The sequence below is a fragment of the Cognaticolwellia mytili genome, from assembly GCF_002104475.1.
Lineage (GTDB): Bacteria > Pseudomonadota > Gammaproteobacteria > Enterobacterales > Alteromonadaceae > Cognaticolwellia > Cognaticolwellia mytili.
Genome location: NZ_NBOF01000004.1, coordinates 257,914 through 279,983 on the forward strand (window position 1 = coordinate 257,914; position 22,070 = coordinate 279,983).

The 22,070-nt window shown below is 36.6% G+C and carries 20 protein-coding genes; 11 read left to right on the forward strand and 9 right to left on the reverse strand.

Features of this window, described 5'->3' with window-relative positions; all coding sequences use genetic code 11:
• Window positions 1-91: 91 nt before the first annotated feature.
• From B7C41_RS14710 to B7C41_RS14720, 3 genes are all read right to left on the reverse strand, one after another.
• Window positions 92-304, reverse strand: a complete 213-nt coding sequence (locus B7C41_RS14710; protein ID WP_085299905.1) for a hypothetical protein — start codon at window positions 302-304, stop codon at window positions 92-94.
• A gap of 195 nt (window positions 305-499) precedes the next feature.
• On the reverse strand, window positions 500-1,861 hold the full coding sequence (locus tag B7C41_RS14715) for a sigma-54-dependent transcriptional regulator (RefSeq protein ID WP_085299693.1): 1,362 nt from the start codon (window positions 1,859-1,861) through the stop codon (window positions 500-502).
• A complete protein-coding gene (locus B7C41_RS14720) occupies window positions 1,858-3,438 on the reverse strand; it encodes a sensor histidine kinase (RefSeq protein WP_085299695.1) in 1,581 nt (526 codons plus the stop codon). The genes B7C41_RS14715 and B7C41_RS14720 overlap by 4 nt, the downstream gene beginning before the upstream one ends.
• Window positions 3,439-3,767: 329 nt before the next feature.
• On the opposite strand from B7C41_RS14720, the gene B7C41_RS14725 reads away from it, so the two are divergent.
• Window positions 3,768-4,397 carry a hypothetical protein gene (locus tag B7C41_RS14725; protein WP_085299697.1) on the forward strand — a complete coding sequence of 210 codons (630 nt, stop codon included), beginning with the start codon at window positions 3,768-3,770 and terminating at the stop codon, window positions 4,395-4,397.
• 132 nt (window positions 4,398-4,529) lie between these two features.
• On the opposite strand, the gene B7C41_RS14730 is transcribed toward B7C41_RS14725, so the two are convergent.
• A complete protein-coding gene (locus B7C41_RS14730) occupies window positions 4,530-5,012 on the reverse strand; it encodes a glutathione peroxidase (protein WP_085299699.1) in 483 nt (160 codons plus the stop codon).
• A gap of 266 nt (window positions 5,013-5,278) precedes the next feature.
• Window positions 5,279-6,139, reverse strand: coding sequence for an NAD(P)-dependent oxidoreductase (locus tag B7C41_RS14735; protein ID WP_085299701.1), 861 nt, complete (start codon window positions 6,137-6,139; stop codon window positions 5,279-5,281).
• Between the two features lie 198 nt (window positions 6,140-6,337).
• Between B7C41_RS14735 and B7C41_RS14740 the strand changes: the two genes are divergently transcribed.
• Window positions 6,338-7,153 carry a type 2 periplasmic-binding domain-containing protein gene (locus B7C41_RS14740; RefSeq protein ID WP_085299703.1) on the forward strand — a complete coding sequence of 272 codons (816 nt, stop codon included), beginning with the start codon at window positions 6,338-6,340 and terminating at the stop codon, window positions 7,151-7,153.
• Between the two features lie 21 nt (window positions 7,154-7,174).
• Here the strand turns inward: B7C41_RS14740 and sbcB are convergent, their stop codons facing one another.
• A complete protein-coding gene (gene sbcB, locus B7C41_RS14745; RefSeq protein WP_085299705.1) occupies window positions 7,175-8,638 on the reverse strand; it encodes an exodeoxyribonuclease I in 1,464 nt (487 codons plus the stop codon).
• A gap of 166 nt (window positions 8,639-8,804) precedes the next feature.
• Here sbcB and B7C41_RS14750 point away from each other — a divergent pair, with 166 nt between their 5' ends.
• The gene (locus B7C41_RS14750) at window positions 8,805-9,974 is read left to right on the forward strand and encodes a tyrosine-type recombinase/integrase (RefSeq protein ID WP_085299707.1); all 1,170 of its coding nucleotides are present in this window, start codon (window positions 8,805-8,807) and stop codon (window positions 9,972-9,974) included.
• A 93-nt stretch (window positions 9,975-10,067) separates the two neighbouring features.
• On the opposite strand, the gene B7C41_RS14755 is transcribed toward B7C41_RS14750, so the two are convergent.
• Window positions 10,068-10,991, reverse strand: a complete 924-nt coding sequence (locus B7C41_RS14755) for a hypothetical protein (RefSeq protein WP_143764409.1) — start codon at window positions 10,989-10,991, stop codon at window positions 10,068-10,070.
• 346 nt (window positions 10,992-11,337) lie between these two features.
• On the opposite strand from B7C41_RS14755, the gene B7C41_RS14760 reads away from it, so the two are divergent.
• Window positions 11,338-11,517, forward strand: coding sequence for an AlpA family transcriptional regulator (locus B7C41_RS14760; protein WP_085299710.1), 180 nt, complete (start codon window positions 11,338-11,340; stop codon window positions 11,515-11,517).
• 373 nt (window positions 11,518-11,890) lie between these two features.
• A complete protein-coding gene (locus tag B7C41_RS14765; protein ID WP_158089141.1) occupies window positions 11,891-12,571 on the forward strand; it encodes an inovirus-type Gp2 protein in 681 nt (226 codons plus the stop codon).
• A gap of 93 nt (window positions 12,572-12,664) precedes the next feature.
• Here the strand turns inward: B7C41_RS14765 and radC are convergent, their stop codons facing one another.
• Entirely contained in the window at window positions 12,665-13,150 is a 486-nt protein-coding gene (radC, locus tag B7C41_RS14770) for a RadC family protein (RefSeq protein WP_085299713.1), read from the reverse strand.
• Window positions 13,151-13,293: 143 nt separating this feature from the next.
• Window positions 13,294-13,854 carry a tyrosine-type recombinase/integrase gene (locus tag B7C41_RS14775; protein ID WP_085299715.1) on the reverse strand — a complete coding sequence of 187 codons (561 nt, stop codon included), beginning with the start codon at window positions 13,852-13,854 and terminating at the stop codon, window positions 13,294-13,296.
• 416 nt (window positions 13,855-14,270) lie between these two features.
• Here B7C41_RS14775 and B7C41_RS14780 point away from each other — a divergent pair, with 416 nt between their 5' ends.
• From B7C41_RS14780 to B7C41_RS14805, 6 genes are all read left to right on the forward strand, one after another.
• Window positions 14,271-14,555: a DNA N-6-adenine-methyltransferase gene (locus tag B7C41_RS14780; protein WP_211279537.1), complete on the forward strand. Its 285-nt coding sequence runs from the start codon at window positions 14,271-14,273 to the stop codon at window positions 14,553-14,555.
• 179 nt (window positions 14,556-14,734) lie between these two features.
• Window positions 14,735-14,908 carry a methylation-associated defense system helix-turn-helix domain-containing protein MAD1 gene (gene mads1, locus B7C41_RS14785; RefSeq protein ID WP_085299716.1) on the forward strand — a complete coding sequence of 58 codons (174 nt, stop codon included), beginning with the start codon at window positions 14,735-14,737 and terminating at the stop codon, window positions 14,906-14,908.
• Window positions 14,909-14,918: 10 nt separating this feature from the next.
• On the forward strand, window positions 14,919-17,684 hold the full coding sequence (locus B7C41_RS14790; protein ID WP_085299717.1) for a type I restriction endonuclease subunit R: 2,766 nt from the start codon (window positions 14,919-14,921) through the stop codon (window positions 17,682-17,684).
• 17 nt (window positions 17,685-17,701) lie between these two features.
• Entirely contained in the window at window positions 17,702-19,495 is a 1,794-nt protein-coding gene (locus tag B7C41_RS14795; RefSeq protein WP_085299718.1) for a restriction endonuclease subunit S, read from the forward strand.
• Window positions 19,482-21,152 carry an AAA family ATPase gene (locus B7C41_RS14800; protein WP_085299720.1) on the forward strand — a complete coding sequence of 557 codons (1,671 nt, stop codon included), beginning with the start codon at window positions 19,482-19,484 and terminating at the stop codon, window positions 21,150-21,152. The genes B7C41_RS14795 and B7C41_RS14800 overlap by 14 nt, the downstream gene beginning before the upstream one ends.
• The gene (locus tag B7C41_RS14805; RefSeq protein WP_085299722.1) at window positions 21,152-22,069 is read left to right on the forward strand and encodes an HNH endonuclease family protein; all 918 of its coding nucleotides are present in this window, start codon (window positions 21,152-21,154) and stop codon (window positions 22,067-22,069) included. Before B7C41_RS14800 ends, B7C41_RS14805 begins: the two co-directional genes overlap by 1 nt.
• Window position 22,070 lies beyond the last annotated feature (1 nt).

The following is a 22,070-nucleotide window of genomic DNA, read 5'->3' on the forward strand; positions in this document are numbered from 1 at the left end:
ACTTACAAACATTTCCATGCCCGCTGGCTGTTAGTAAGTGTTAGGGTTATGAACTGATTTTCAGTAAAAGTAGTGGGTAATTATGTTACAACTATTTCATTTCAAACATCATATATTGAGTAATGATATTTGCGACATCATCAGTGTTGCAGTGTTTTAAATTGCTCACGTCATTGATAATCTTATCTTGAATATCAACAGGAAACAGCATTAATTGCTCTAAATATAGATGAGCGTGGGTGTCGTTATTACTGTTGATTAATTCTATCAAGCGATTCGCATGGTTAGTCCAAATGGCACTCATACAAGCATCCTCATAAATCATTTCGAGCTCAAGTTTTATTACTTGAGCAACCTGATGACACCCAAGATATTGCATGTCATGACTTAAGTTTAGAGCATATGTGGCGGGGCATTATACGTATTGGTAATTAAAAAGAAACTTTGGTAATTAAGTAATCTAATACAGAAACATGCTCAGACAATCATTAAGCGAGTGCTAACTTTTTATTTCGAATTTTTCTAAGCGATATAAAAATGCTTTATATGACATATTCAAGTATTTAGCAGCTTTGGTTTTATTGCCCTGATTTATTGTCAGTGTTCTTGCTAAGCAGTCTCGTTCGAATTGCTGCCAGCAAAACCCTTGCTCTGGCATATTAAAAGCAGGCACGTCGCTTCTTTCTTTGCTTGAAAGATTAGTCGTGAAGTTTTGTGTTAACTCGCTTTCATCATTTAGCAATACATAGCGCTCAATGCGATTTGATAATTCACGAACATTACCTGGCCAATGGTAATCAAGAAGTTGACGATATAGTTCATTTGATAAACTTGGCGCATCACACTTGTATTGCTTTGCATGCTGGGCAATAAAATGATCCGCTAAAATGGCGATATCTTGCTGGCGTTCTCGAAGCGGTGGCATGTTAATAGGTACTACGTTTAAGCGATAATATAAGTCTTCACGAAAATCCCCTTTACTAACATCTTTAGGTAAATTTCGATGAGTTGCTGCTATCACGCGAATATCTAACTTAATTTCATCGTTACTGCCTAGGCGGGTAATAGTGCCTTCTTGTAAAAATCGCAATAAATGCGCTTGTAAACTAGGGCTTAACTCGCCAATTTCATCAAGAAAAATAGTACCATTGTTTGCGGCTTCGAACCGGCCAACTTTCAGGGTGTTCGCGCCAGTAAAAGCCCCTTTTTCTGCGCCAAATAGTTCTGCTTCGGCAATTGACTCAGCAATAGCAGCACAGTTTATGGCAATAAATTTCTCATGTTTTCTGTCAGATTTCTCATGCAATGCGCGCGCTGCTAGCTCTTTACCTGTGCCACTTTCACCAAGAATAAGTACCGTTGCATTCGTTGCCGACACTTTATCAATACGCTGATAAACTTTTTGCATGCAAGGAGCTTTACCAACAATGCCCACCAGCTTATTTTGTTCAGATAAGCGTGCAGATAACTCTTTGTTTTGCCCGCGAAGATTCTTTGCTTTTAGTGCTTTATCTATTGTTAATAATAGCTCTTGGCGCTTAAATGGTTTTGGAATGTAATCATCAGCGCCTTGTTGAAGCGCTTGTACTGCGTGATTAATAGTGCCGTAAGCTGTCGCGATAACAAAACCAATTTCGGGAATATTTTTTCGGCAGTAATTAAGCAGGTCGATACCTGATAGTTCGGCTAATTTCCAGTCAGAAAAAATCACATCTATTGGTGATTTTTTGATGGTCAATATAGCGCTTTCCACACAGTCAGCCTGTAAAACATTAAAGCCACTAACAGTTAAAATATTACAAATAAGCTCTCGTTGGTCTGGCTCATCTTCAACAACTAAGATAGTAACGACTTCACTCATGAATGTTCCTTAAGGTTAAAGTGGGCGGTAGCAATGCAGCCCGAGTCAGCTGCGTTTTCTAAGGCTAAACTTCCTTGATAATGCAGTGATATGATTCGATTTGCGATATATAACCCCATTCCCGCACCTTCTGGCTTAGTTGATATGTGAGGTTGAAATAGTTTACTTTCTACCGATTTTGCTAAGCCACAACCAATATCTTTAACGTATAGCGTAGTACTGTTATCTTTCTGCTTTTCAACGGAAATTGTCACTATACCGTTAATCGGGTTTGCATCGCAGGCATTATAAATTAAGGTATGAAATACACTGCGAATTTCCGATTCGGCGCCAAGCAATTCAATGTTGGGTGCTACATTAATGGTAAACTGTTGAGGCTTGTTTTGGCATGATTTATATTCAAGTACTATATCTTGTACCACTGCTAACAGCGGTACTTTTTCTTGGCGGCTAATCCCTGTCGTGGTTAAGGTTAACAACGCTTTTATATTGCTATCAATGTGGGTGATTTTATTTTGCACTGTGCGTACTAAGCTTTGGCGCTGCTGTTGTGACAACGACTCCTGCGCAAGTTGCTCAATGGATAACCCTATGGTGTGTATTGGGTTTCTTAACGCATGGGCGAGGCCTCGGCTGACTTCACCTAGCTCGGCGAGATGTGCAATTTCGCTATGATGTTTTGCCGCTTGTGTTAGTTCGCTAAGATGATTCACCATATCATTGAAATGGACAATGGTTTCGCGGATCTCATTAACACCATCTTCAGCAACTTGATGAGTATAATCACCTTGTGCTAGCTTTTTGAATCCAAAGCTTAAATTTTTCAGTGGTTGGTTGAATTTTGCACTTAGCCAGTAGGCGATAACAAGTGCGAATAAGCCACAAATTATTAATATCCATTGAATGTAATTAATCAGTTTACTCGTTCCGCTTTGTGGAATTTCAGTTTCGTGTTCAAGCCAATGTTCGCTGATTATTTCAGGTGAGCGGACGAATACCGCAATATCATTATCATCAGTTAACGTTACTTTATTATCGTTATGAATTTTTTCAACTAGCGACTTTAATTCTCGCCCAATAATATGTCGCTCGCTGATCACTTCAGTATTATTACTGCTACTTTCGTATGTAGTTGATTGAACACCACTAGTATTCGTTTTGTCTTGGTTATCAGATACTTTTTTAGGAATGATTTTTTGAATAACGGGGGACTCACCTTGCACTATTGTCACTACACTGTTTTCATTTTTGACGGCAGAGCCATCAATTTTTTCAATAAATTTGATATTCGGTGATATGTTTTTAATGATTTTTTCAAGCTCTTCTTCACTACGAAATGGCTCATGGGGTGAATTACTTTCTCTAATAATTTTATGACGAAGCACCTTATTGGTTTTACTTGCTTGGTCGAATTCTTCTAGTGCGAGTTCTATAACTTGCTCACTGAAAAACTTAGCTTTGATGTTTACCTCTTCAGCAAGGTTTTGCTCAATCCAGCGCACTAAAAATAACTGACTAATGGTGAGCAATACTATAAGACCGCCAATAAGGCTAAATAGGTAACTACGTAATGACATATATGTGTGCTTTATGAGTTGTTGAAAAAGTTACGACGAATATAACAAGTATAATGCCAATTTGTGCTGAATATTAAAAGCAAATAAAACAAACACTTAATAAACTGATTATATCCCTCCATCGAATTTTCCCCATATCAGGAAAGTGAGTTCCTTATATCAGGTTATTAAGATATTTATTTTTTCGAATGTTTAACCTTTAACTCTTTAAGTTTTTGATTAATAACGGATAAGGTGTTTTGGTATGGTTCTGGCAATATCCTTGTTGAAAGTACATTAATTTAATCAATGCAAATTGAAATACAAAATAGTCAACAAGGAATTATCAAATGACATTACTTAACAAATTAAATTTTAACCTTAACCTAAACAGTAAAAAAGCGAGTAAAATTACCGCTGCTTTAATTCTTTCGCTAGGTGGAGCTATTAGCAGTATGTCTGCTATTGCAATGGCTACAGACAATACCGAGTTGCGCACAGAGGTGCGTGAAATATCTATTGAAGCTGAGCACGGTAAAGAAGTAAAACTATTTGTACATGACAATGGTGAAATGGTAAACGTTACTATTCCTCACACAGCGTTGAGTGATAAAGAGCAGTTGAGTAGTTATTTGGCTGAAGTACCTGATGGAGTAAAAGAAAAGCTGCTAAATGAATTAGCCAATTTATCTGATAATGTGCACATTTTGGCGAACCATGACAGTGGTGGTGAAGTAATGCGTTGGGTAAGTGAGGGGGAAAGTGAAAAAGTTATCATTATTGAGCGTGATGGCGATGAAAGTGTTGATATTGAAAAGCACATTGTTAAAGAAATGATGGCTGATGGCCATCATAAAATATTTAAATTTGAACATGGCAGTGAAATGGGCGCTAAAGGCATTATTAAAATGCTACAGCATGGCAACTATAGTGCTGAAGAGTTAAATAAAATTCAGCAAGTGTTAGACTCGAAAAGATAAAAGCATTTAAAAAGGTTAGTTGTATTAAAATATGATTTTAATACAACGCTTTATAACTTAAAAAGCCAGCATCATACGCTGGCTTTTGCTTGTGGCTTTTTATTCGTAGAGCTTAGCTGTATAAAGCAAATATTAAAGTAGTGCAGCGATATCTGCAGCAATATCTGCTGGCTTTGTTGTTGGGCTATAACGCTTTATGACTTCGCCTTGGTTGTTAACGAGGAACTTTGTGAAATTCCACTTTATGCCTTTGCTACCTAGTATACCCGGCGCTTCACTTTTTAAATGTTGGTATAATGGGTGTGTGTTCTCGCCGTTGACTTCTATTTTACTAAATAGCTCAAATGAAATATTAAAATTAAGATCACAAAACTGCTTAATTTCAGTGTTATTACCTTTCTCTTGTTTACCAAATTGGTTACATGGAAAAGCAAGCACTTCAAAATCTTGGTCTTTGTATTGTTGATAAAGTGCTTCTAAGCCTGCATATTGTGGAGTAAAACCACATGCGCTAGCGGTATTAACAATCAGCAGTGTTTTGCCTTGATACTTAGCAAAATCAACCGTTTCATTTTTGAAGTTTTCAGCACCAAAGGTGTAAATAGTTTGAGTCATTCTGTTCAACTGGTCGGATCAATATTAATGATAGAATAAGATAATTTCTTGAAATTAACAACAATAGTACTTTGCATGATATTTTAATTGGTTGTGCTAATGACTATGGAAGAAGGGTATTAGAAGGATACAAATAGACGAATACCCTAAATGCAGTTGGTTGCTATGCTGAGCTTTTTATCTGTAGAAGCAAAAGGCGAAACTGATTATTAAGTTTCGCCTAATTTTGAGATATTATTGCTAAATCTGATACTATAGTTATAGCACTATAAACGTGTAAGTAAACTTGACGTGTCCCAACGGCCGCCGCCATTTTTTTGCACACCTGCATAAAATTGGTCAACTAATGCCGTTAACGGTAGGGTAGAACCGTTGTTTCTTGCTTCAGTCAGGGCAATATCGAGATCCTTCCTCATCCAATTAACAGCAAAGCCAAAATCGTATTCACCTTTTATCATGCTTTGATGACGATTATCCATTTGCCATGAGCCTGCAGCACCTTGGCTAATGACTTCTACCACTTGTTCACAATCTAAACCTGCATTTTGGCCAAAATGTAATGCTTCTGCTAAGCCTTGTACAACGCCAGCAATACAAATTTGGTTCATCATTTTTGCCAATTGCCCACTGCCAATAGGTCCTAATAATTTACTAATTTTGGCATACGCCTGAACAATTGGTTCTATTGCCTCGTAAGCAGCTTGTTCACCACCAACCATAATAGAAAGTTGACCATTTACAGCGCCGGCCTCACCACCAGAAACGGGCGCGTCTAAAAAGGCTAAACCAATAGACTTTGCTTGCTGTGCTAGTTCTCTAGCAACAGATGCTGAAGCGGTTGTATGGTCAACAAGTACGGCGTTGGCCTTCATGCCAGAAAATGCGCCATTAGTACCTAAAATTACTTGCTTTAAATCATTGTCGTTACCTACACATACAAAAACAACATCGCTGTCTTTTACTGCTTTTGCTGGTGTCGTGGCCATTTCGCCGCCGTATTGCTCTACCCAAGCTTGCGCTTTTTGCTGTGTACGGTTATACACGGTTACTTGGTAACCTGAGTTTTGTAAATGACCAGCCATAGGAAAGCCCATAACACCTAAGCCAATAAAAGATACTTTTTTCATACTGTTCAAACTATTACGATTAATGTTACTAATGTTTATATCATATCTTTAGTGATAAGTTTTAGCTATTTGACCTTGAAAATGTAGTTTAGGAATATGCTAATTTTTAATTTAAACAACATCACTATTTCGTCTGACTACAGTTTTAATCTATAATTAACGAAACTTCCAAGGATGGCTAACTTTTGAGTTGTTATTATGCCGTATCGCTACCTTGTAATTTTTATTGTTTTGCTTTCCTTACCCGTAACTGCTGTGCCTGTTTCTGTGCATTTGCTTATTCCTGGCCCTAGTGCACCTTTTAAAGTTAGGAACCCTTTTATTGAAAAGTTATTGAAACTTATTTTTTCGAAACAGAATATCGAACTTAAGCTAGAGTATGCACAAGAAGATATTAGTCAAGGTAGAGCATTAAAAGAGCTTAATAATAGCGATGTTATTGATTTAACTTGGAGTGTTACAACCCATGAGCGTGAGCAGTCGTTAATACCCATTCGTATTCCTTTATATCAAGGCTTTATTGGTTGGCGAGTTTTTATTATACATAAAGATAACCAGAAAAAATTTAAGCATATAAACCGCTTAGTAGAGTTAGAAAAGCTACTGGCAATACAGCGATTTGACTGGCCAGATCATCAAGTTTTTGTCGATAACAATTTAGCTGTGGACGGCAGTTTACCTTTTGCGCAAATGTATAAGGCAATTGAAAATGGCTTAGCTGATTATTTTCCTCGCTCTGTGCTAGAAATAACTCGTGAGCTCAATTCAGTACAATCAGAGCAGTTAACTATTGAGAATACTTTGCTTTTAAAGTATCCAACGTCGTATTATTTTTTTGTGGGTAAAGGCAATGTTGAGTTAGCAGAGATGATAGAAAAAGGTTTCGAATTAGTATTAGCAGATGGTAGCTATCAATTGTTATTTCAAGAGTGCTTTGGCAGTGCATTAAAAGCACTAAATTTAGAAAAAAGAAAAGTGTTTAATTTAAAGAGTTCACTCATGCCTAACCAGTAAACTCTTTAAATTGTTTACTGGTTATTTATTAATATACTCAAACAAGGCTTTTAATACCTTCATTTTTTCGGTGTTACTTTCATTTTCAAACGCTAAATTTTCCAACTTGATCATAAACTCATCGGCACTTAATAATCCTTTAGCACCATATTGAATACGATTTTGACAATGAGCTTGCCATTTTTTTTGCTCGCTATCAGTAAGGGTTAGTGGAAAGTTACGAGCGCGATATCTAAATAATAAAGTCGCTAATCTATCATCTTGAAATCTAAATGGGTGTGTACCTAATTGCTCTGGAGGTAATTGGTGCAAAATTTCCATTTGCGCTTTATCACTGTGTGAGAAAAACTTACCGCCGTAAAGCGAAAACTCGGGATCAACAGTTTCATCACCAAAATCACTATTGGCAAAAACATCCGTTAACTTATCTCTAAGTTCAGTAAATTGCTTAAGTTGTTTTAGGTTATCAAGACACAAATCACGAGGAATACTCAAACGCTCAGCATTTTCAGGTAATAAGGTTTTGGCCGGCGCAACAACAGGGCACTTATTCAAATGAATGAGCTTGATTGGAATTGGCAGTTCATCTTCAGCTAACTCATCAAAACGGGTATATAATCGCGCTTTAATTTCCTCACTCGACAACTCAAATAATGGCGTTGGGTCGCGCGCTAAATCTACCGCCACAACAGCATTTTTATTAACTGGGTGATAACAAACTGGCGCAAACCAACTTGTACAACCGTGTAGTGATGAAACTTTACTTGAAGTATGAACAACAGGCGTCATGTTATAAACGTCAATAAGTTCAGCAACTTGCTTTTTATTTTTGAGATTAAAAATAAACTCATATAGCTTTGGCTGTTTTTCTTTAATGAGTTTTGCCATGGCAATAGTGGCGTAAACATCGCTCATTGCATCATGAGCCGCTTCATGACTAATACCATTGGCTTGTGTCAATAGTTCTAAACGAAAGCTAACCACTTGTTCACCGTCACGTTCAACCGTTGGCCATTCAATCCCTTCTGGGCGTAGCGCGTAACAAGCACGCACCATATCGATGATATCCCAACGGCTATTACCATTTTGCCATTCACGTGCATATGGATCGTAAAAATTACGATAGAGCATGTAGCGAGTAACTTCATCATCAAAGCGAATACTGTTGTAGCCTGCAACACAGGTATCTGGTTGTGAAAACAAATCATGAATACGCTCTGCAAACTCAGCTTCTGTTAAACCTTCTCGTAAGGCTTTTTGTGGAGTAATGCCCGTAACTAAACAAGCTTCAGGTTGTGGCAAGTAATCTTGCGGCGGCTGACAATAAAACATCTCAGGCTCACCAATAATATTTAAATCTAAATCGGTGCGAATGCCGGCAAACTGAGACGGCTTATCAAACTTAGGATTTACACCCCAGGTTTCGTAGTCGTGCCACAAAATACTAGGTTGTTCGCTGGTGTTCAAAGATGTTTTATTATTCATGGCTTTTGTTATTAAACTCTATATTTTGTAGTTATTTAGTTTTATTTTTTGTCCGTAAAAGTCCACTGATGTTTTTTGTTCTCAAATCAAAAGTGTGCATCGTAATGTGCATCATAAAAGTGTAAGCTGTGCCCATAGACGGATTTTAACTGTTGAGTAAATACCTATGCCATTATCAGATAGCAAATTAAGAAACATTAAAGCTCCTTACGAAGGTAAAACGGAGCTAGCTGATCGTGATGGATTAACCGTTAGGATCACACGCAATGCAATCATTTCATTCAATTATCGCTTTAGATGGCGCGGTAAGCAACAACGAATAAAAATAGGACGCTATCCTGATATCAAACTATCAGATGCTCGAGCTAAAGCTTGTGAGTATCGGCAGGCGTTACAAGAAGGACTTGATCCCCGAAGTTATGCAACTCGCAATCAGGAAGGCCGCCTATTGGGAGAACTCTGCTGTGATTTTATGGAGAAATACGCACTAAAAGAACTATCACCTAAAACAATTGTTTTATACGAATCATTTTATAAAAAATACGTTAAACCAAATGAGAATATTGATATTGAACGCTATAAATATTTAGATTGGATTAAGTTTTTCGATGAAATTAGAGAAGCGACTACTGCGAGTAATGCTGGCAGCATATTAAAGCGGATTAAAACGATTATAAGGTGGTCGAAATCTAGAGGTGAAATCGAAAACTCTCATTGCTTGGATATTCCTGTAAAAGCCATAGGGGCTCACCAAACTAGAAGGGATCGAGTTCTAGAGTGGAAGGAAGTCACAGAGTTATGGAGACAAATAGAATCAAGTAAAGCTACACCTAAGTGTAAAATATGTGTTCAGTTGTTGATTTTAACCGGAGCTAGAAACAGTGAGATTCGTGAAGCGAATCGTGATGAGTTTGATTTAGATGATGCGTTATGGATTTTACCTAAAGATCGATCAAAAACTAAAAAAGCTATCAGACGCCCGCTTAGTGATAAAAGTGTTGAGTTAATTAAACAACTAGATCTTATTTACGGTAAAGACCGTAAGCACTTAATAGAGGGGGATAAAAAAGGCTCACCGTTAACTACTCATTCAATTAACCGTTTTGTACAGAGAATGAATAACCATTTAAAATTTGAGCCTTTTGTACCCCATGACTTTAGGCGTACAATTTCAACCAGGCTAAGTGAGAATAAAGTTCACCCCCATGTAACAGAAAATATGCTCGGCCATGTTCTTGGCGGTGTTATGGCTATTTATAATAAGCATGATTGGCTAGACGAGCAACGAGACGCTTACCAGTTATATTGGGAGCTTATTGAGAAAAACTTACGCTAGAATTGTTTAAATATGGTATATCCCTCACTTCACGTGTATTGGCATCAAATAAGCGACCTCAGAGGCTTTCCTAGGTATTATTTTAGTTTATTTTTAATCGCCCAAGTCTAATGCATTATGTTTTTCATTTATAAGGTCGGTTAATACTTTATTACGGGTAACTCCTAACTGTCGTGAAATTTCAGTCATTTTATCTTCGATATTTAATGGCATTGAATAGGTATAGGTTTTTTCCTTTTCTTTTTTACTTTCTTTTTTATTTTGTCTATAGGATTTTTGTCTATAAGCTTTTTTTAATTTTTCAAGAAATAATCCCTTTTCCAATTTGTCCATAGGCTCCCAGTCATCGTACAACTCAATCGCTGAATACAGGTAATTCTCAATTAGTGAGTCGGTTGTAAAGTTGATATTTTTGCTAGGAAATTTATCTTTCATATAACAATAAAGCCATTTATGTAGCGCTTCATTTGGTATAGCCCATTCAAAGTCATCTGTTGCTACTGTTGCTGAATACTGTTTCTTTAGTCTTTCAATATAATATTCTTTGCATTCTTTTCTAAGGTTCATTGTATCGATGGAAATGTTAATAGCATTTATTTTTCCCACAAGTGACGTGGCATCTTTTTCTATCCAAATATCTTCAGCGGTCGTACTTCTATAATTAGACGCTTGCGACGGTAAATAAAGGCGGTTAACCTCTATCATTGTTTGTGTTAATTTTTGATAAACAAAATAACAAGCTCTATGGTTATTTTCATTAACCCAACTCAATTTATCTTCAGTTATCAAATTGTAATCACACTTGTTTTTCAATTTTCCATAAAAATAGTTTTTGTCTCTGTTTTCTTTTTTGTATGGCGAGAGTCTAGCGCTCTCAATTCTAGACTTAAACTGTTCAATACTAGCTGGTAGATATTGGTGCCCTAGTGCTTGACTGTTCTCATGCACTATTCCCCAGGCTGCGCGGCAATACCTTACATTTATTAAGAAACTATCAGGCTGGTTTGTAACTGTCATGCTTAATTCAAATAAGTTTATACTACACAGTAGTGATTATGAGGTTTTTATGAGGTTATTTCGAGGTTTTTTTGAGGTGTTTTGCGGTAGGGGTTGAGTATATTATGAATTACTCTTGACTTTTGAATGTATTAATTCCCTATAGATACTGGCTTATATAGCCAAATAGCTTTAATAATCACGAGATATAATTATTTTTATCCATTCATTGTATCTGTTTCGTAATCAGGATAACTGAGCACTATTTTAGTTAACGCTAAGGTGTGAATCTTAGTCATAAATAGAAGTGAAAACTTCAGAGATACAACCCAGCGAATCTTTATGAGTTAAACAACAAGGATCACTCATGAGATTAATTAAACTAAAAGAAGTAATGCACTTAACTGCACTTGGTCGTTCAAGTATTTATAAAATGATGGAAGAAGAAAGTTTCCCTAAAAGCATTAATTTAGGCATCAGGTCTGTTGCATGGATCGAAGGTGATATTCTTGAGTGGATTGAAGAAAAAATAGCGAATAATCAATAAATGAATGACGAAGGTAAAAGCCTTAATGCCCACATTAGTTTTTAAAGCTAAATTTATAAAACCCTATACTATTATCAAAAAAGCCGTTTTTTGGAGTTTCTATCTGTGTAAAATTATTTATTGGATTTTAATAGGGGAAGCCATATAGACAAGGCTTGAGACAAAATAAAGGTACTTAAAACAATTCATATCTCTTTATATTCTATAGGTACTGTTAGGAGGTTATTAATCAAATTTTAAATGTAATAACGGGAGATTTTAATAGTTGTAGTAATATTAGGGCACAGTCATATAGTAAATAACAAACTTATTTGAAAATACAACACCGTAAATATTCTATGAAATAACATCATAGGATATAAACATGCAATCAATGCAAACACAGTTAACAAATAGAAATTATACATTACCACAGCAACGGGTTACTTCATTAGCCAATACACTTAACCATGCATTAAGTGCCTTTAATATAGTAGCCGCTGTCCGATTAGACTTTGCTTATTCAGGGAGAACAGTATTAGATCACCCATCCATCAGCATTTTTAACGCGTTTGATACTTTCATGAATCGTTTAAGAAGAATGAAAGTGAAAGGTGAAATAATTAACTTTTTTGTAAGTTGGAAGAAAGAGTTTTCTCAAGCTAAAGGTGAGCACATTCATACTGTATTTTATTTTAACCATAGTCGCTTTTCAAGTTTTGATGCCACAAGCCATATTTTCAAAAAGATGAATACTCTATGGCAAACATGCTCAATGAACTTACCGTTAGGACAAAAGGCTTATATTAATATTATCCCAGCTTATTATTGTGAGAACGATGATGTTTTTAGGGCTAAACCATCGAATAAGGTTAATGGGCACCAATATAAAATTAAAAATTATTTTACAATATTAACGAAGGATAAAATGGCGCGAGAACAATTGCCTGAATACCATAAACAAAAGCATTTGTTTCATAAAGCTTGTGGCTTTTTTCATTGGATTTCATATCTAGCAAAAACAGAACAACAAGCAGCAGTAAGAAAAAGTCTGGGAAGTGTACGAAACGGTTAAGTAAGTCAAATATAAAAAATAAAGGTGTTCAACACGCCTTTACTTAACTTGTTATAACCAGCTTTTAGCAAATATTAATTGCTGTTAAGTTAGTTACAATATGCCATGCTCAGCAAATGAATAACAGCCTTCACCCACAACAAAGTGGTCAAGTACGCGAATATCAATTAACTTTAATGCTTGCGTTAACTTTTCCGTAATCACCTTATCCGCTAATGACGGTTCGCTGATACCAGAGGGGTGATTATGGGCAAATATTACTGCAGCAGCATTAAACTCAAGAGCTATCTTAACAACTTCTCTTGGATAAACGCTGGCGGCATCAATAGTACCGTAAAATAATTCGCTAAAATTTATTAACCGGTATTGGCTATCAAGTAATAAAACAGCAAAAACTTCTTTGTCATATTTACCAAGTTTATATTTTAGGTACTCTTTACTTTTCTCCGAACTAGTAAAGCTTTCACCACGTAGATATTTATTTGCTAATATTTTTGCCGCTTGTTCAAGTATTTGAACATCAGAACGTGTTGTTTTGTTTTTGTAACTCTGGCTATGAATACATATAGGCTCATTCATATAGTGCTCCTGTGTAAATTAGTTTTAGGTGGTTGTTCTGTCAAGGTGTAGTATTAATCGTAAAATTGAGTTCGTTTTTTTGCCGTACAAGGATAGGTAGCTGGTGCTCCCTAAATTCAAAGGTATGTTCAATAAACTTAAACTTAAACTTCAAGTTCAATAAAGTCTTTATCAATTTCTTCTTGAGTAATACCAATGTAGCGAAGGGTAACGCCTTCGCTACTGTGTCTAAGCATTTTCATTACCCGTGCAATATCTTTAGTTTGTTGGTAAAGCATATAACCGCGGGTTTTTCGCATAGAATGCGTACCCAAATTAATGTTTAATTCTTCACCAACTAAAGCAAATGCTTTAGCAACCGCTCTGCGTGTTAATGGTTTAGGCTCACGATAAAGTGATTGTTGGTTACGGTACGATTGAAATAAATAAACATGTACAGGGTGTTGAACCTGTATTCGTTGAATAATAGTTAGAGCTTTATTGTTCAATTTAATACGCGCTACCTTGCCTGTTTTAGACTCGCAAATAATTAAGGTGTTATTTTTGATGTCTTCAAAGCGAACGGCTAACAAATCTGAAATACGTAATGCTAGGTTTAAGCCTACATTCCAAATGTCAGCCATTTGCTCACTGCATCGAATCGCCAACAAGTGACTAATTAAATTAACTTGGTCAATGCTTTTCACTGAATATACTTCTGCCATGTTAACTTCCTTTTTTGTGGTATGTTTTTGTTTTGGGTACTTCAACGCTTGTTTTTACTGCCAGCCCGTATATAAAAGGGGATGGCAAGTTCCCAAAATAGTAATTTGGGAACTTGAAAATAAACGACGAAAATTGTTGGACTGTTGATTTGGTTAATTGAGCTAAATGGTGACCGTTACTCGAAAATTTTCTATTGAATAAGGCATGCCTCCCAAGTAAAGGTTAGTCAGCAAAAATTAGCCAAATATAAAGATTTAAAATATTGATATCTAGACTCCTAAATATTTATCTGCTTGATATTCATATATATAGTGTAGGGTTGTAATTTTCTAAAAACACACTTTACGTTCAATTTTGATATAAATGAGTGAGGCTGAATATGATAAGCCAAGAGATAAGGCTGGAATAGCAAATTGTGTTCTGCAGCCCTCTATATTCAACGTTAAGTGTGTTCGCCCATAAAGCGAAAGAAGAAGCTGAGAAGGGGGCAACAGTCGTTATGTTAGTACCAGCAAGAACTGATACGCGCGCTTTTCATGAAAGTTTGGCTGACGGGGAAGTGAGGTTTATTAAAGGCAGGCTTAAGTTTCAACAAAATGGGAAAGAGAAAGACCCAGCACCGTTTCCTAGTATGGTTTGTGTAATGGGGCCTGATATAGAACCAACTATGAAAACGGTAAATAAGGATAGCCTGAAGTAAAAAAAGCAATAATGGTCTAGGTTGAGCATAACCTAGACTTTATGCAGTTTAAATAGTCTACATCAAAGAGTTATTGCATATGGTCGTTACAATAACATACATTGACCATTCCCCAATTTTCCCATATTCTCTCATTATCTTTTTTTATAAATTGACCCCCTCACGAGATAACACTCTGAATGGTAGACCAAATATTAACACTTAAAGAAGTTGCTGCTTATTTAAAGCTTACTGAAAAAACGGCTTATCGATTAGCAAGTGAAGGAAAGCTTCCTGGCTTCAAAGTCGGCGGATCATGGCGTTTCAAACGTGATGATTTAGAAAAATGGATTGAAGAAAGAAAGGCTAAATAAGGATGTAAACATGGACCAACATATAACACCTGAAGATCAAGCCAGATTAGTTATTGACAAAAAACTAGTCGAAGCGGGTTGGACTATCCAGAACAAAAAACGCATGAATCTTTACGATGGTAAAGACGGTATTCATGGTGTTGCTATTCGAGAAATGGATACATCAACAGGCCCTGTCGATTACATGTTGTTTATCGATGGTAAAGCGTGTGGTGTGCTTGAAGCGAAAAAAGATGGCATTTCATTGGGCGGCGTTGCTGGCCAAAGTGAGCGCTATAGCTTTTCAAAATCAGCCTTTACACAACGTTGGTTAGATGATTTACCTTTTACCTACGAAGCTAACAGTCATGAAGTGCGTTTTTGTGATTTCAGAGACCCTAAAGCACGTAGTCGTAATGTATTTCATTTCCATAAGCCCGAAACTCTTAAAAAGTGGCTTGAAGAGGAAAACACCCTTCGAGCACGCATGCATGATTTGCCTGAGCTAAATACTGACGGCTTACGTGATTGCCAAATAGATGCCATTGCAGGTATTGAAGACTCACTTAAAAAGAATAAGCCCCGAGCTTTACTGCAAATGGCAACAGGCTCAGGTAAAACCTTTACCGCAGTTACTCAAATATATCGTTTAGCTAAATACGCAAAAGCAAAGCGAGTTTTATTCTTGGTTGACCGTGGTAACTTAGGACGTCAAGCAAAAAAAGAATTTGAACAATATGATACGCCTTTAGATGGCCGTAAGTTTACCTCTCACTACAATGTAAACATGCTTGGCACAACAGGCGTTGCTGATACCACTAAAGTCACCATATCTACTATTCAACGTTTGTACTCACAATTATCAGGTACAGAGCTAGATGATGATGCCGATGAACGCTCAGGCTATGAAATAGAATCTAATACCGAATCAAAGCAACCACGTAAAGTGCTTTATAACGCTGAAATTCCAATCGAAACATTCGACCTTATCATTATCGATGAATGTCATCGCTCTATTTACAACTTATGGCGACAAGTCATTGAGTATTTTGATGCGTTTCTTATTGGCTTAACAGCAACACCTACAAAGAAAACTATCGGCTTTTTTAATCAAAACCTAGTGTCTGAATATACCCATGAAGACGCAGTAATCGATAAAGTTAACGTAGGTTACGACATCTATCGCATTAAAACAGAAAAGTCCGAAAAAGGTGACTTAATTGAAGCAGGTACTGCCGTACAAGTACGTGACCGCTTAACAAAAAAGAAACGCCAAGAAATTCTTGATAAAGACGAAAAATATACTAAAACTCAGCTTGATCGGAGCGTTATCGCGCCCAATCAAATTTTAACCGTATTAACAGCATTTAAAGATAATTGCTTACCCGATTGTTTTAGTGAACGTACTTGGGTGCCTAAAACCCTTATCTTCGCTAAAGATGACGACCATGCCGACCGTATTGTTGATAAAGTACGAGAAGTGTTTAATGAAGGTAATAGCTTTTGTAAAAAAATCACCTATCGTGTTGGTAAAAAAGCGGCTGAAAATACCATTAAAGAGTTTAAGATAAGTCCTCATCTGCGAGTAGCCGTTACGGTTGACATGATAGCAACAGGTACAGACATTAAACCGCTAGAGTGTATTATCTTCATGCGTGATGTACGTAGCCAAGCCTACTACGAGCAAATGAAAGGTCGGGGTACACGCGTTATCGATGTTGATTCACTGCACCTAGTCACCCCTGATGCTAAAGCAAAAACCAAGTTTGTATTAGTCGATGCTGTAGGCGTAACCGAAACTGATAAAACTGAAAGCCAAGCAATGGAACAAAAGCCGTCAGTTTCCACTGAAAAGCTCATGGAACAAATAGCCCGTGGTGACAGGTCGGCTGAAACCATACGTAGTTTAGGCAACCGCTTAATACGATTAGATTTAAAGCTTGATGATAAGCAACGAGCAGAACTAGGCGAATTAATGGGTAAGCCGCTGGCATTGGTCGCCGGCGAATTAATACATGCCACCAATGAAGATTATTTAGAGCAACAAGCAAAAATTAAATTCGGCACAGACGCACCAACTCAAGAGCAACGTGACCAAGTATTTAAACCCTTAGCTAATGCAGCAGTAAAACCTTTTCATAATCCTGATGTACGAGAAACTATCGAAAAGGTTAGGCGCAATACCGACCAAATTATTGATGAAAGTGCCGACGAGCTAATAGATGCAGGTTTTGATGAAGAAAAAGCACAACACATCATTGAAAGCTTTAAGCAATTTATTGATGATAATAAAGACGAATTAACCGCGATTGAGTTAATTTACAGCAAACCGTATCAACAAAGACATTTAAGTTACGAACAAATAGAAGAATTGGCTGAAAACATTCAAGCACCGCCGTATAATCTCGCCCCAATTGAAGTGTGGAAAGCCTATCAACAACTTGAAGCCGCGAAAGTAAAAGGTGTGCCGCCTGCAAAGCTTCTTACCAATATTGTTAGCCTAATTAATTATGCTACAGGTTTAAAAGATGTATTGGAGCCATTCCCGCAAGTGGTAGAACGTCGTTTCGATACCTGGTTAACCCAACAACAGCAAACAGGTGTTGAGTTTGATGATTCACAACTTGAATGGCTGGCGCTGATAAAAGAACAAATTGCACAAAATGCAGAAATGATGATAGAAGACTTTGATTATGCCCCGTTCACCCAACAAGGTGGTGTACTCAAAGCAAAGCAGTTATTTGGTGACAATCTAAATAATGTAGTTAATGAATTAAATGGGTATTTAATTGCTTAGATATCAAATGAGAAACTATGAAAATGATAACAGAACTACCAGAATCCTGGAGTTTAGTAAGCTTCGGAGACATTTTAGATATTCAAGGTGGCAGCCAGCCACCTAAGAGTGCCTTTAAAAGTGAACCAAGTGATGGTTATATTAGACTTTTACAGATTCGAGATTTTGGTAAGAAACCTGTACCTACTTATGTCCCTGAAGATTCAGTAACAAAACTATGCGAAAAAGATGATATTTTCGTTGCTCGATATGGAGCTTCACTAGGTAGAATCCTTACCGGTATGGAAGGTGCGTACAATGTTGCGTTAGCAAAAGTTATTTATAGTAAAAACCTATTCGAAAAAAAATACCTTTATTATCTATTGAAAACACCTATTTTTCAGACGCCTATCATGATGATTTCTAGGTCTGCTCAAAATGGCTTTAACAAAGGTGACTTATACCCAATTCAGATTCCAGTAGCGCCAAAAAAGCAACAACTTGCTATTGCGAATAAGATCGAAGAACTTTTTTCTCATATCGATGCAGGTGTTGAAGGGCTAAAGCAAGCGAAATATAAATTACAGCAATACCGCCAATCAGTGTTAAAAGATGCCGTAACTGGCAAGTTAACTGAAAAGTGGCGTAAACAAAACGCCGATAAACTTGAACCTGCAAGTGAATTACTTGAACGCATTCTAGAAGAGCGCTGCGAAAACTGGGAAGCTGAGCAACTCAAAATATTCGAAGTAAAAGGCAAAACACCTAAAGACGATAAGTGGAAAGATAAGTATAAAGAGCCAATGACGTTTGGGAATGATGAACAAGCTTTTGATATCCCAACGGCTTGGGAGTGGTGTTATTTTGAGGCTATTGGGCAAGTAACTGGAGGTCTAACCAAAAATAGTAAAAGAAACAATCTAGAGAAAAAGTTACCTTATTTAAGAGTTGCAAATGTATACGCGAATGAATTGAGATTAGATGAAATAAAAGAAATCGGTATTTCTGATTCTGAATTAGATAGGGTTTTGCTTAAAGATAAAGATTTGCTCATAGTCGAAGGAAATGGCAGCCCAGATCAAATTGGCCGTCTTGCTGTTTGGGATGATTCAATTCAACCTTGTGTTCATCAAAACCATTTGATTAAAGTCAGGTTGGTAGAAAAGTTACTCTGTGATTTTATTGTTTTTTGGCTTACTTCATTAAAAGGGCGAGAACAAATAAAAGCTGTAGCGAGTTCAACTTCAGGGCTATATACGTTGAGTATATCGAAAATCTCTGGCCTCCCTGTTCCATTACCTTCATTGAAAGAAGCAATCGAAATATCCAATATACTCTCAGAGAAATTATCGGCAACAGATAGAGCAGAAGAAGAACTTATAAAAAAAATAGAACACAGTGAACAACTTAAGTCATCAATATTAGCAGACGCATTTTCAGGTAAGTTAGTTGAGAATATCGAAACGGATGAAACTGCTGAACAATTACTAGAAAAAATCCAAACGGAAAAACTGCTTTTAGAAGAAAAAGCCAAACTTGCCAAAAATAAACCTACAGCGAGAACAAAAAAAATGGATAAACAGCCAATTATTGATGTGCTTAAAAAAGCAGCTGGAGCAGAAAAAAAAGATAAAGCATTGACTGTAGATGAGTTGTTTGAGCAAGCGGGCTTTCAAAATGACGTTTCTCCTGAAGGCATTGAAGCTTTTTACCAAGAATTAAAAATAGTTACGGAGAATGAAAACGTAACAGTAACGCCCGTTATGTTGAAAGAACAGAAGCAAGGTGACAAATTTGAATACAAGGAAGTAAAAGAAAATGAAGCTGGATAAACTATGGATCAGTGAGTTTAAAAACCTCAAAGACATTGAAATAGATTTTGATCAAGATGAACTAGTAACCGTTATTATAGGCTGGAACGGTGCAGGTAAATCAAATGTCATAGAAGCTTTGGTTATTATTTTTCGTGATTTAGATTTGCACAAAGCACCTTCATTTTCATATAAATTGGAATATCTCTGTCGTGGTAACCGAATTGTTGTCGAAGCCACTAAAACAGACGTTAAAAAAGAACAATATATAATTGGTTATCATCCCGTAATTAAGTCAGATGAAGAAAGTGAATTAATTCCATTAAGCAATAAACAATTTTTTGATGATAAACCAAGGCATTACTTACCTTCTAATGTATTTGGATATTACTCTGGACCGAGTGACCGATTAGCAACACATTTTTATGAACACCAACGAAAGTTTCGTGAGCAATTGTTGCACCCAGATAAACAAAAACCAAAGTTGGATGAAAAAACGCTGCCTTTAAGGCCTCTTTTTTATGCTCAAAAAGTGCATAGTAACTTTGTTCTGTTAGCTTTCTTTTTAGGTGCTGATGAAAAAATTAAGAAGTTCTTAAAAGATAAACTTTACATCGAAGATATTGAGTCAGTTCTATTTGTTTTAAATAAACCTGATTGGAAAGGAAGCAGTAAAGGTGACCCGCGTTTTTGGAATGCTACAGGTGTTGTACGGCCCTTTCTAAATAGACTTTACGATGCATCGTTAGCACCAATGAAAAAGACATTTACTCTTCCTGACCCTATGAAAAAGAACGGTAAAAAGGTTGATGCATTATTTTTATATTTAAAAGATTTAGAAGCATTAAAAGAAGTTGGTAAAGACACATCAGATAAAGATTTTTTTAAACTCCTAGAAAGTATTTATTTTTCAAATTTAATTCATGAAGTACGTATACGTGTAAAGATTAAAAATAAAAATGGAACAGATGAAACATTAACTTTTAGAGAGTTAAGTGAAGGTGAACAACAGTTAATAACGGTTCTTGGTCTTCTTCGTTTTACACGTGACGATGAATCGTTATTTTTACTTGATGAACCTGACACACATTTAAACCCTGCGTGGAGTATGGAGTACATTAGCTTCTTGAAAGAAGTTGCTGGTTTTAATTTAGATGTTAAAGAAGACTCGGATGAGGAAGGTTCTGATGCGGTTGATAATAGCCATATTGTGCTAGCAACTCATGACCCTATTGTGATTTCTACGCTGAAGCAGGAACAAATTAAAATAATGAAGCGTGATGAAGATAGCTTAAAGGTATTCGCTGCATCACCGCTTTATGAACCCAAAGGAATGGGGTTCTCTGGTATTTTGATGAGTGACATGTTTGGCCTACGCTCTGACTTAGATCCTAAAACACTAGAAAAATTAGATGAACACGCAATTTTATTAGCGAAAGAAGAACGCACAGCGCCAGAAGAAACGCGTTATAAGCAGTTACAAGAACAATTAGATAAATCAGGCTTTCTTGATGCCTATTCAGACCCATACTTCTCAGCCTTTGTTAAAGCGTGGGGAAGAAAGCATGGTGATAAATTGTTCACTCAAACCTTTTTGTCAGACGGAGATAGACAGCAACTTGCCGATATGACGGATGAAATACTCGCTGAGCTTGATGCAGAAGAGGCAGGTGAGTAATGCGATATATTGACATAGATGAAGTCGACTTGGAGCTTCCTGATAACTGGGATGACACAGTCGAGCAGGCTTGGGAATATGTGAATGGTAAGGTCGAAGAAGCGGAAGCTGCAACTATTGTTAAAGCAGGGGAAGAGGGGTGGACTCCTGAGCAGCAAACAGAGAAGATTGCTGTAGCTAAAGATAAAGCCCGAAAAAAAGCTATCGGTGCAAAAAGTAATGTATGGGGGCAATTAAGTACCATTTTGTCAAAGCGCTCACATGGTAAATGTTGGTACTGTGAAAGCAATGAGCTCAGGTCAGACAATCCAATTGATCACTTTAGACCTAAAGGAAAAGTCGCAGAATGCCCTGAACACCCAGGCTATTGGTGGCTAGCTTTTGATTGGGGAAATTACCGTTTTGCGTGTACTTTTTGTAATTCTAGACGTGTTAATGTAGAAACTGCTGGTGGTAAACAAGATCATTTCCCTGTTTTTATTCCACCAGACTGGAATAAGTCTGAAGGTGATAATAATTTAGAAAAGCCTAAACTGTTAGATCCTACAGATGAAGATGACTACAAGCTTCTTACATTTAATAAAAATGGTGAAGCTTGTCCTAATTGTGATGATGAAGAGACCGAAGATTTTCAAAAAGCAAAAGAGTCTATTGAAAAATTTCATTTGAATCATGGTCCAACAAAAAAAGCACGAAAGGCAATAAAACAAAAAATTATGCAAGTTGTCGCTGATACAAATGAGTTGTTAGCGCAAGGCATTGATATTAAATCAGGCCAAATCAAGTCTAATAAAAAGGAACTTATTAAATTAATTAGACCTTCTTGTACCACCACAAAATTTAATACTGCGGCAAAACTATATCTAAGAGAATTCGAAGATAATGTGTGGGTTAAAGAAATATTAGATAGAGACTAGT

Coding starts and splice junctions, on each gene's coding strand:
- B7C41_RS14710 (WP_085299905.1), bottom strand. CDS start 304: ATGAGTGCCATTTGGACTAACCATGCGAATCGCTTGATAGAATTAATC.
- B7C41_RS14715 (WP_085299693.1), bottom strand. CDS start 1,861: ATGAGTGAAGTCGTTACTATCTTAGTTGTTGAAGATGAGCCAGACCAA.
- B7C41_RS14720 (WP_085299695.1), bottom strand. CDS start 3,438: ATGTCATTACGTAGTTACCTATTTAGCCTTATTGGCGGTCTTATAGTA.
- B7C41_RS14725 (WP_085299697.1), top strand. CDS start 3,768: ATGACATTACTTAACAAATTAAATTTTAACCTTAACCTAAACAGTAAA.
- B7C41_RS14730 (WP_085299699.1), bottom strand. CDS start 5,012: ATGACTCAAACTATTTACACCTTTGGTGCTGAAAACTTCAAAAATGAA.
- B7C41_RS14735 (WP_085299701.1), bottom strand. CDS start 6,139: ATGAAAAAAGTATCTTTTATTGGCTTAGGTGTTATGGGCTTTCCTATG.
- B7C41_RS14740 (WP_085299703.1), top strand. CDS start 6,338: ATGCCGTATCGCTACCTTGTAATTTTTATTGTTTTGCTTTCCTTACCC.
- sbcB (WP_085299705.1), bottom strand. CDS start 8,638: ATGAATAATAAAACATCTTTGAACACCAGCGAACAACCTAGTATTTTG.
- B7C41_RS14750 (WP_085299707.1), top strand. CDS start 8,805: ATGCCATTATCAGATAGCAAATTAAGAAACATTAAAGCTCCTTACGAA.
- B7C41_RS14755 (WP_143764409.1), bottom strand. CDS start 10,991: ATGACAGTTACAAACCAGCCTGATAGTTTCTTAATAAATGTAAGGTAT.
- B7C41_RS14760 (WP_085299710.1), top strand. CDS start 11,338: ATGAGATTAATTAAACTAAAAGAAGTAATGCACTTAACTGCACTTGGT.
- B7C41_RS14765 (WP_158089141.1), top strand. CDS start 11,891: ATGCAAACACAGTTAACAAATAGAAATTATACATTACCACAGCAACGG.
- radC (WP_085299713.1), bottom strand. CDS start 13,150: ATGAATGAGCCTATATGTATTCATAGCCAGAGTTACAAAAACAAAACA.
- B7C41_RS14775 (WP_085299715.1), bottom strand. CDS start 13,854: ATGGCAGAAGTATATTCAGTGAAAAGCATTGACCAAGTTAATTTAATT.
- mads1 (WP_085299716.1), top strand. CDS start 14,735: ATGGTAGACCAAATATTAACACTTAAAGAAGTTGCTGCTTATTTAAAG.
- B7C41_RS14790 (WP_085299717.1), top strand. CDS start 14,919: ATGGACCAACATATAACACCTGAAGATCAAGCCAGATTAGTTATTGAC.
- B7C41_RS14795 (WP_085299718.1), top strand. CDS start 17,702: ATGAAAATGATAACAGAACTACCAGAATCCTGGAGTTTAGTAAGCTTC.
- B7C41_RS14800 (WP_085299720.1), top strand. CDS start 19,482: ATGAAGCTGGATAAACTATGGATCAGTGAGTTTAAAAACCTCAAAGAC.
- B7C41_RS14805 (WP_085299722.1), top strand. CDS start 21,152: ATGCGATATATTGACATAGATGAAGTCGACTTGGAGCTTCCTGATAAC.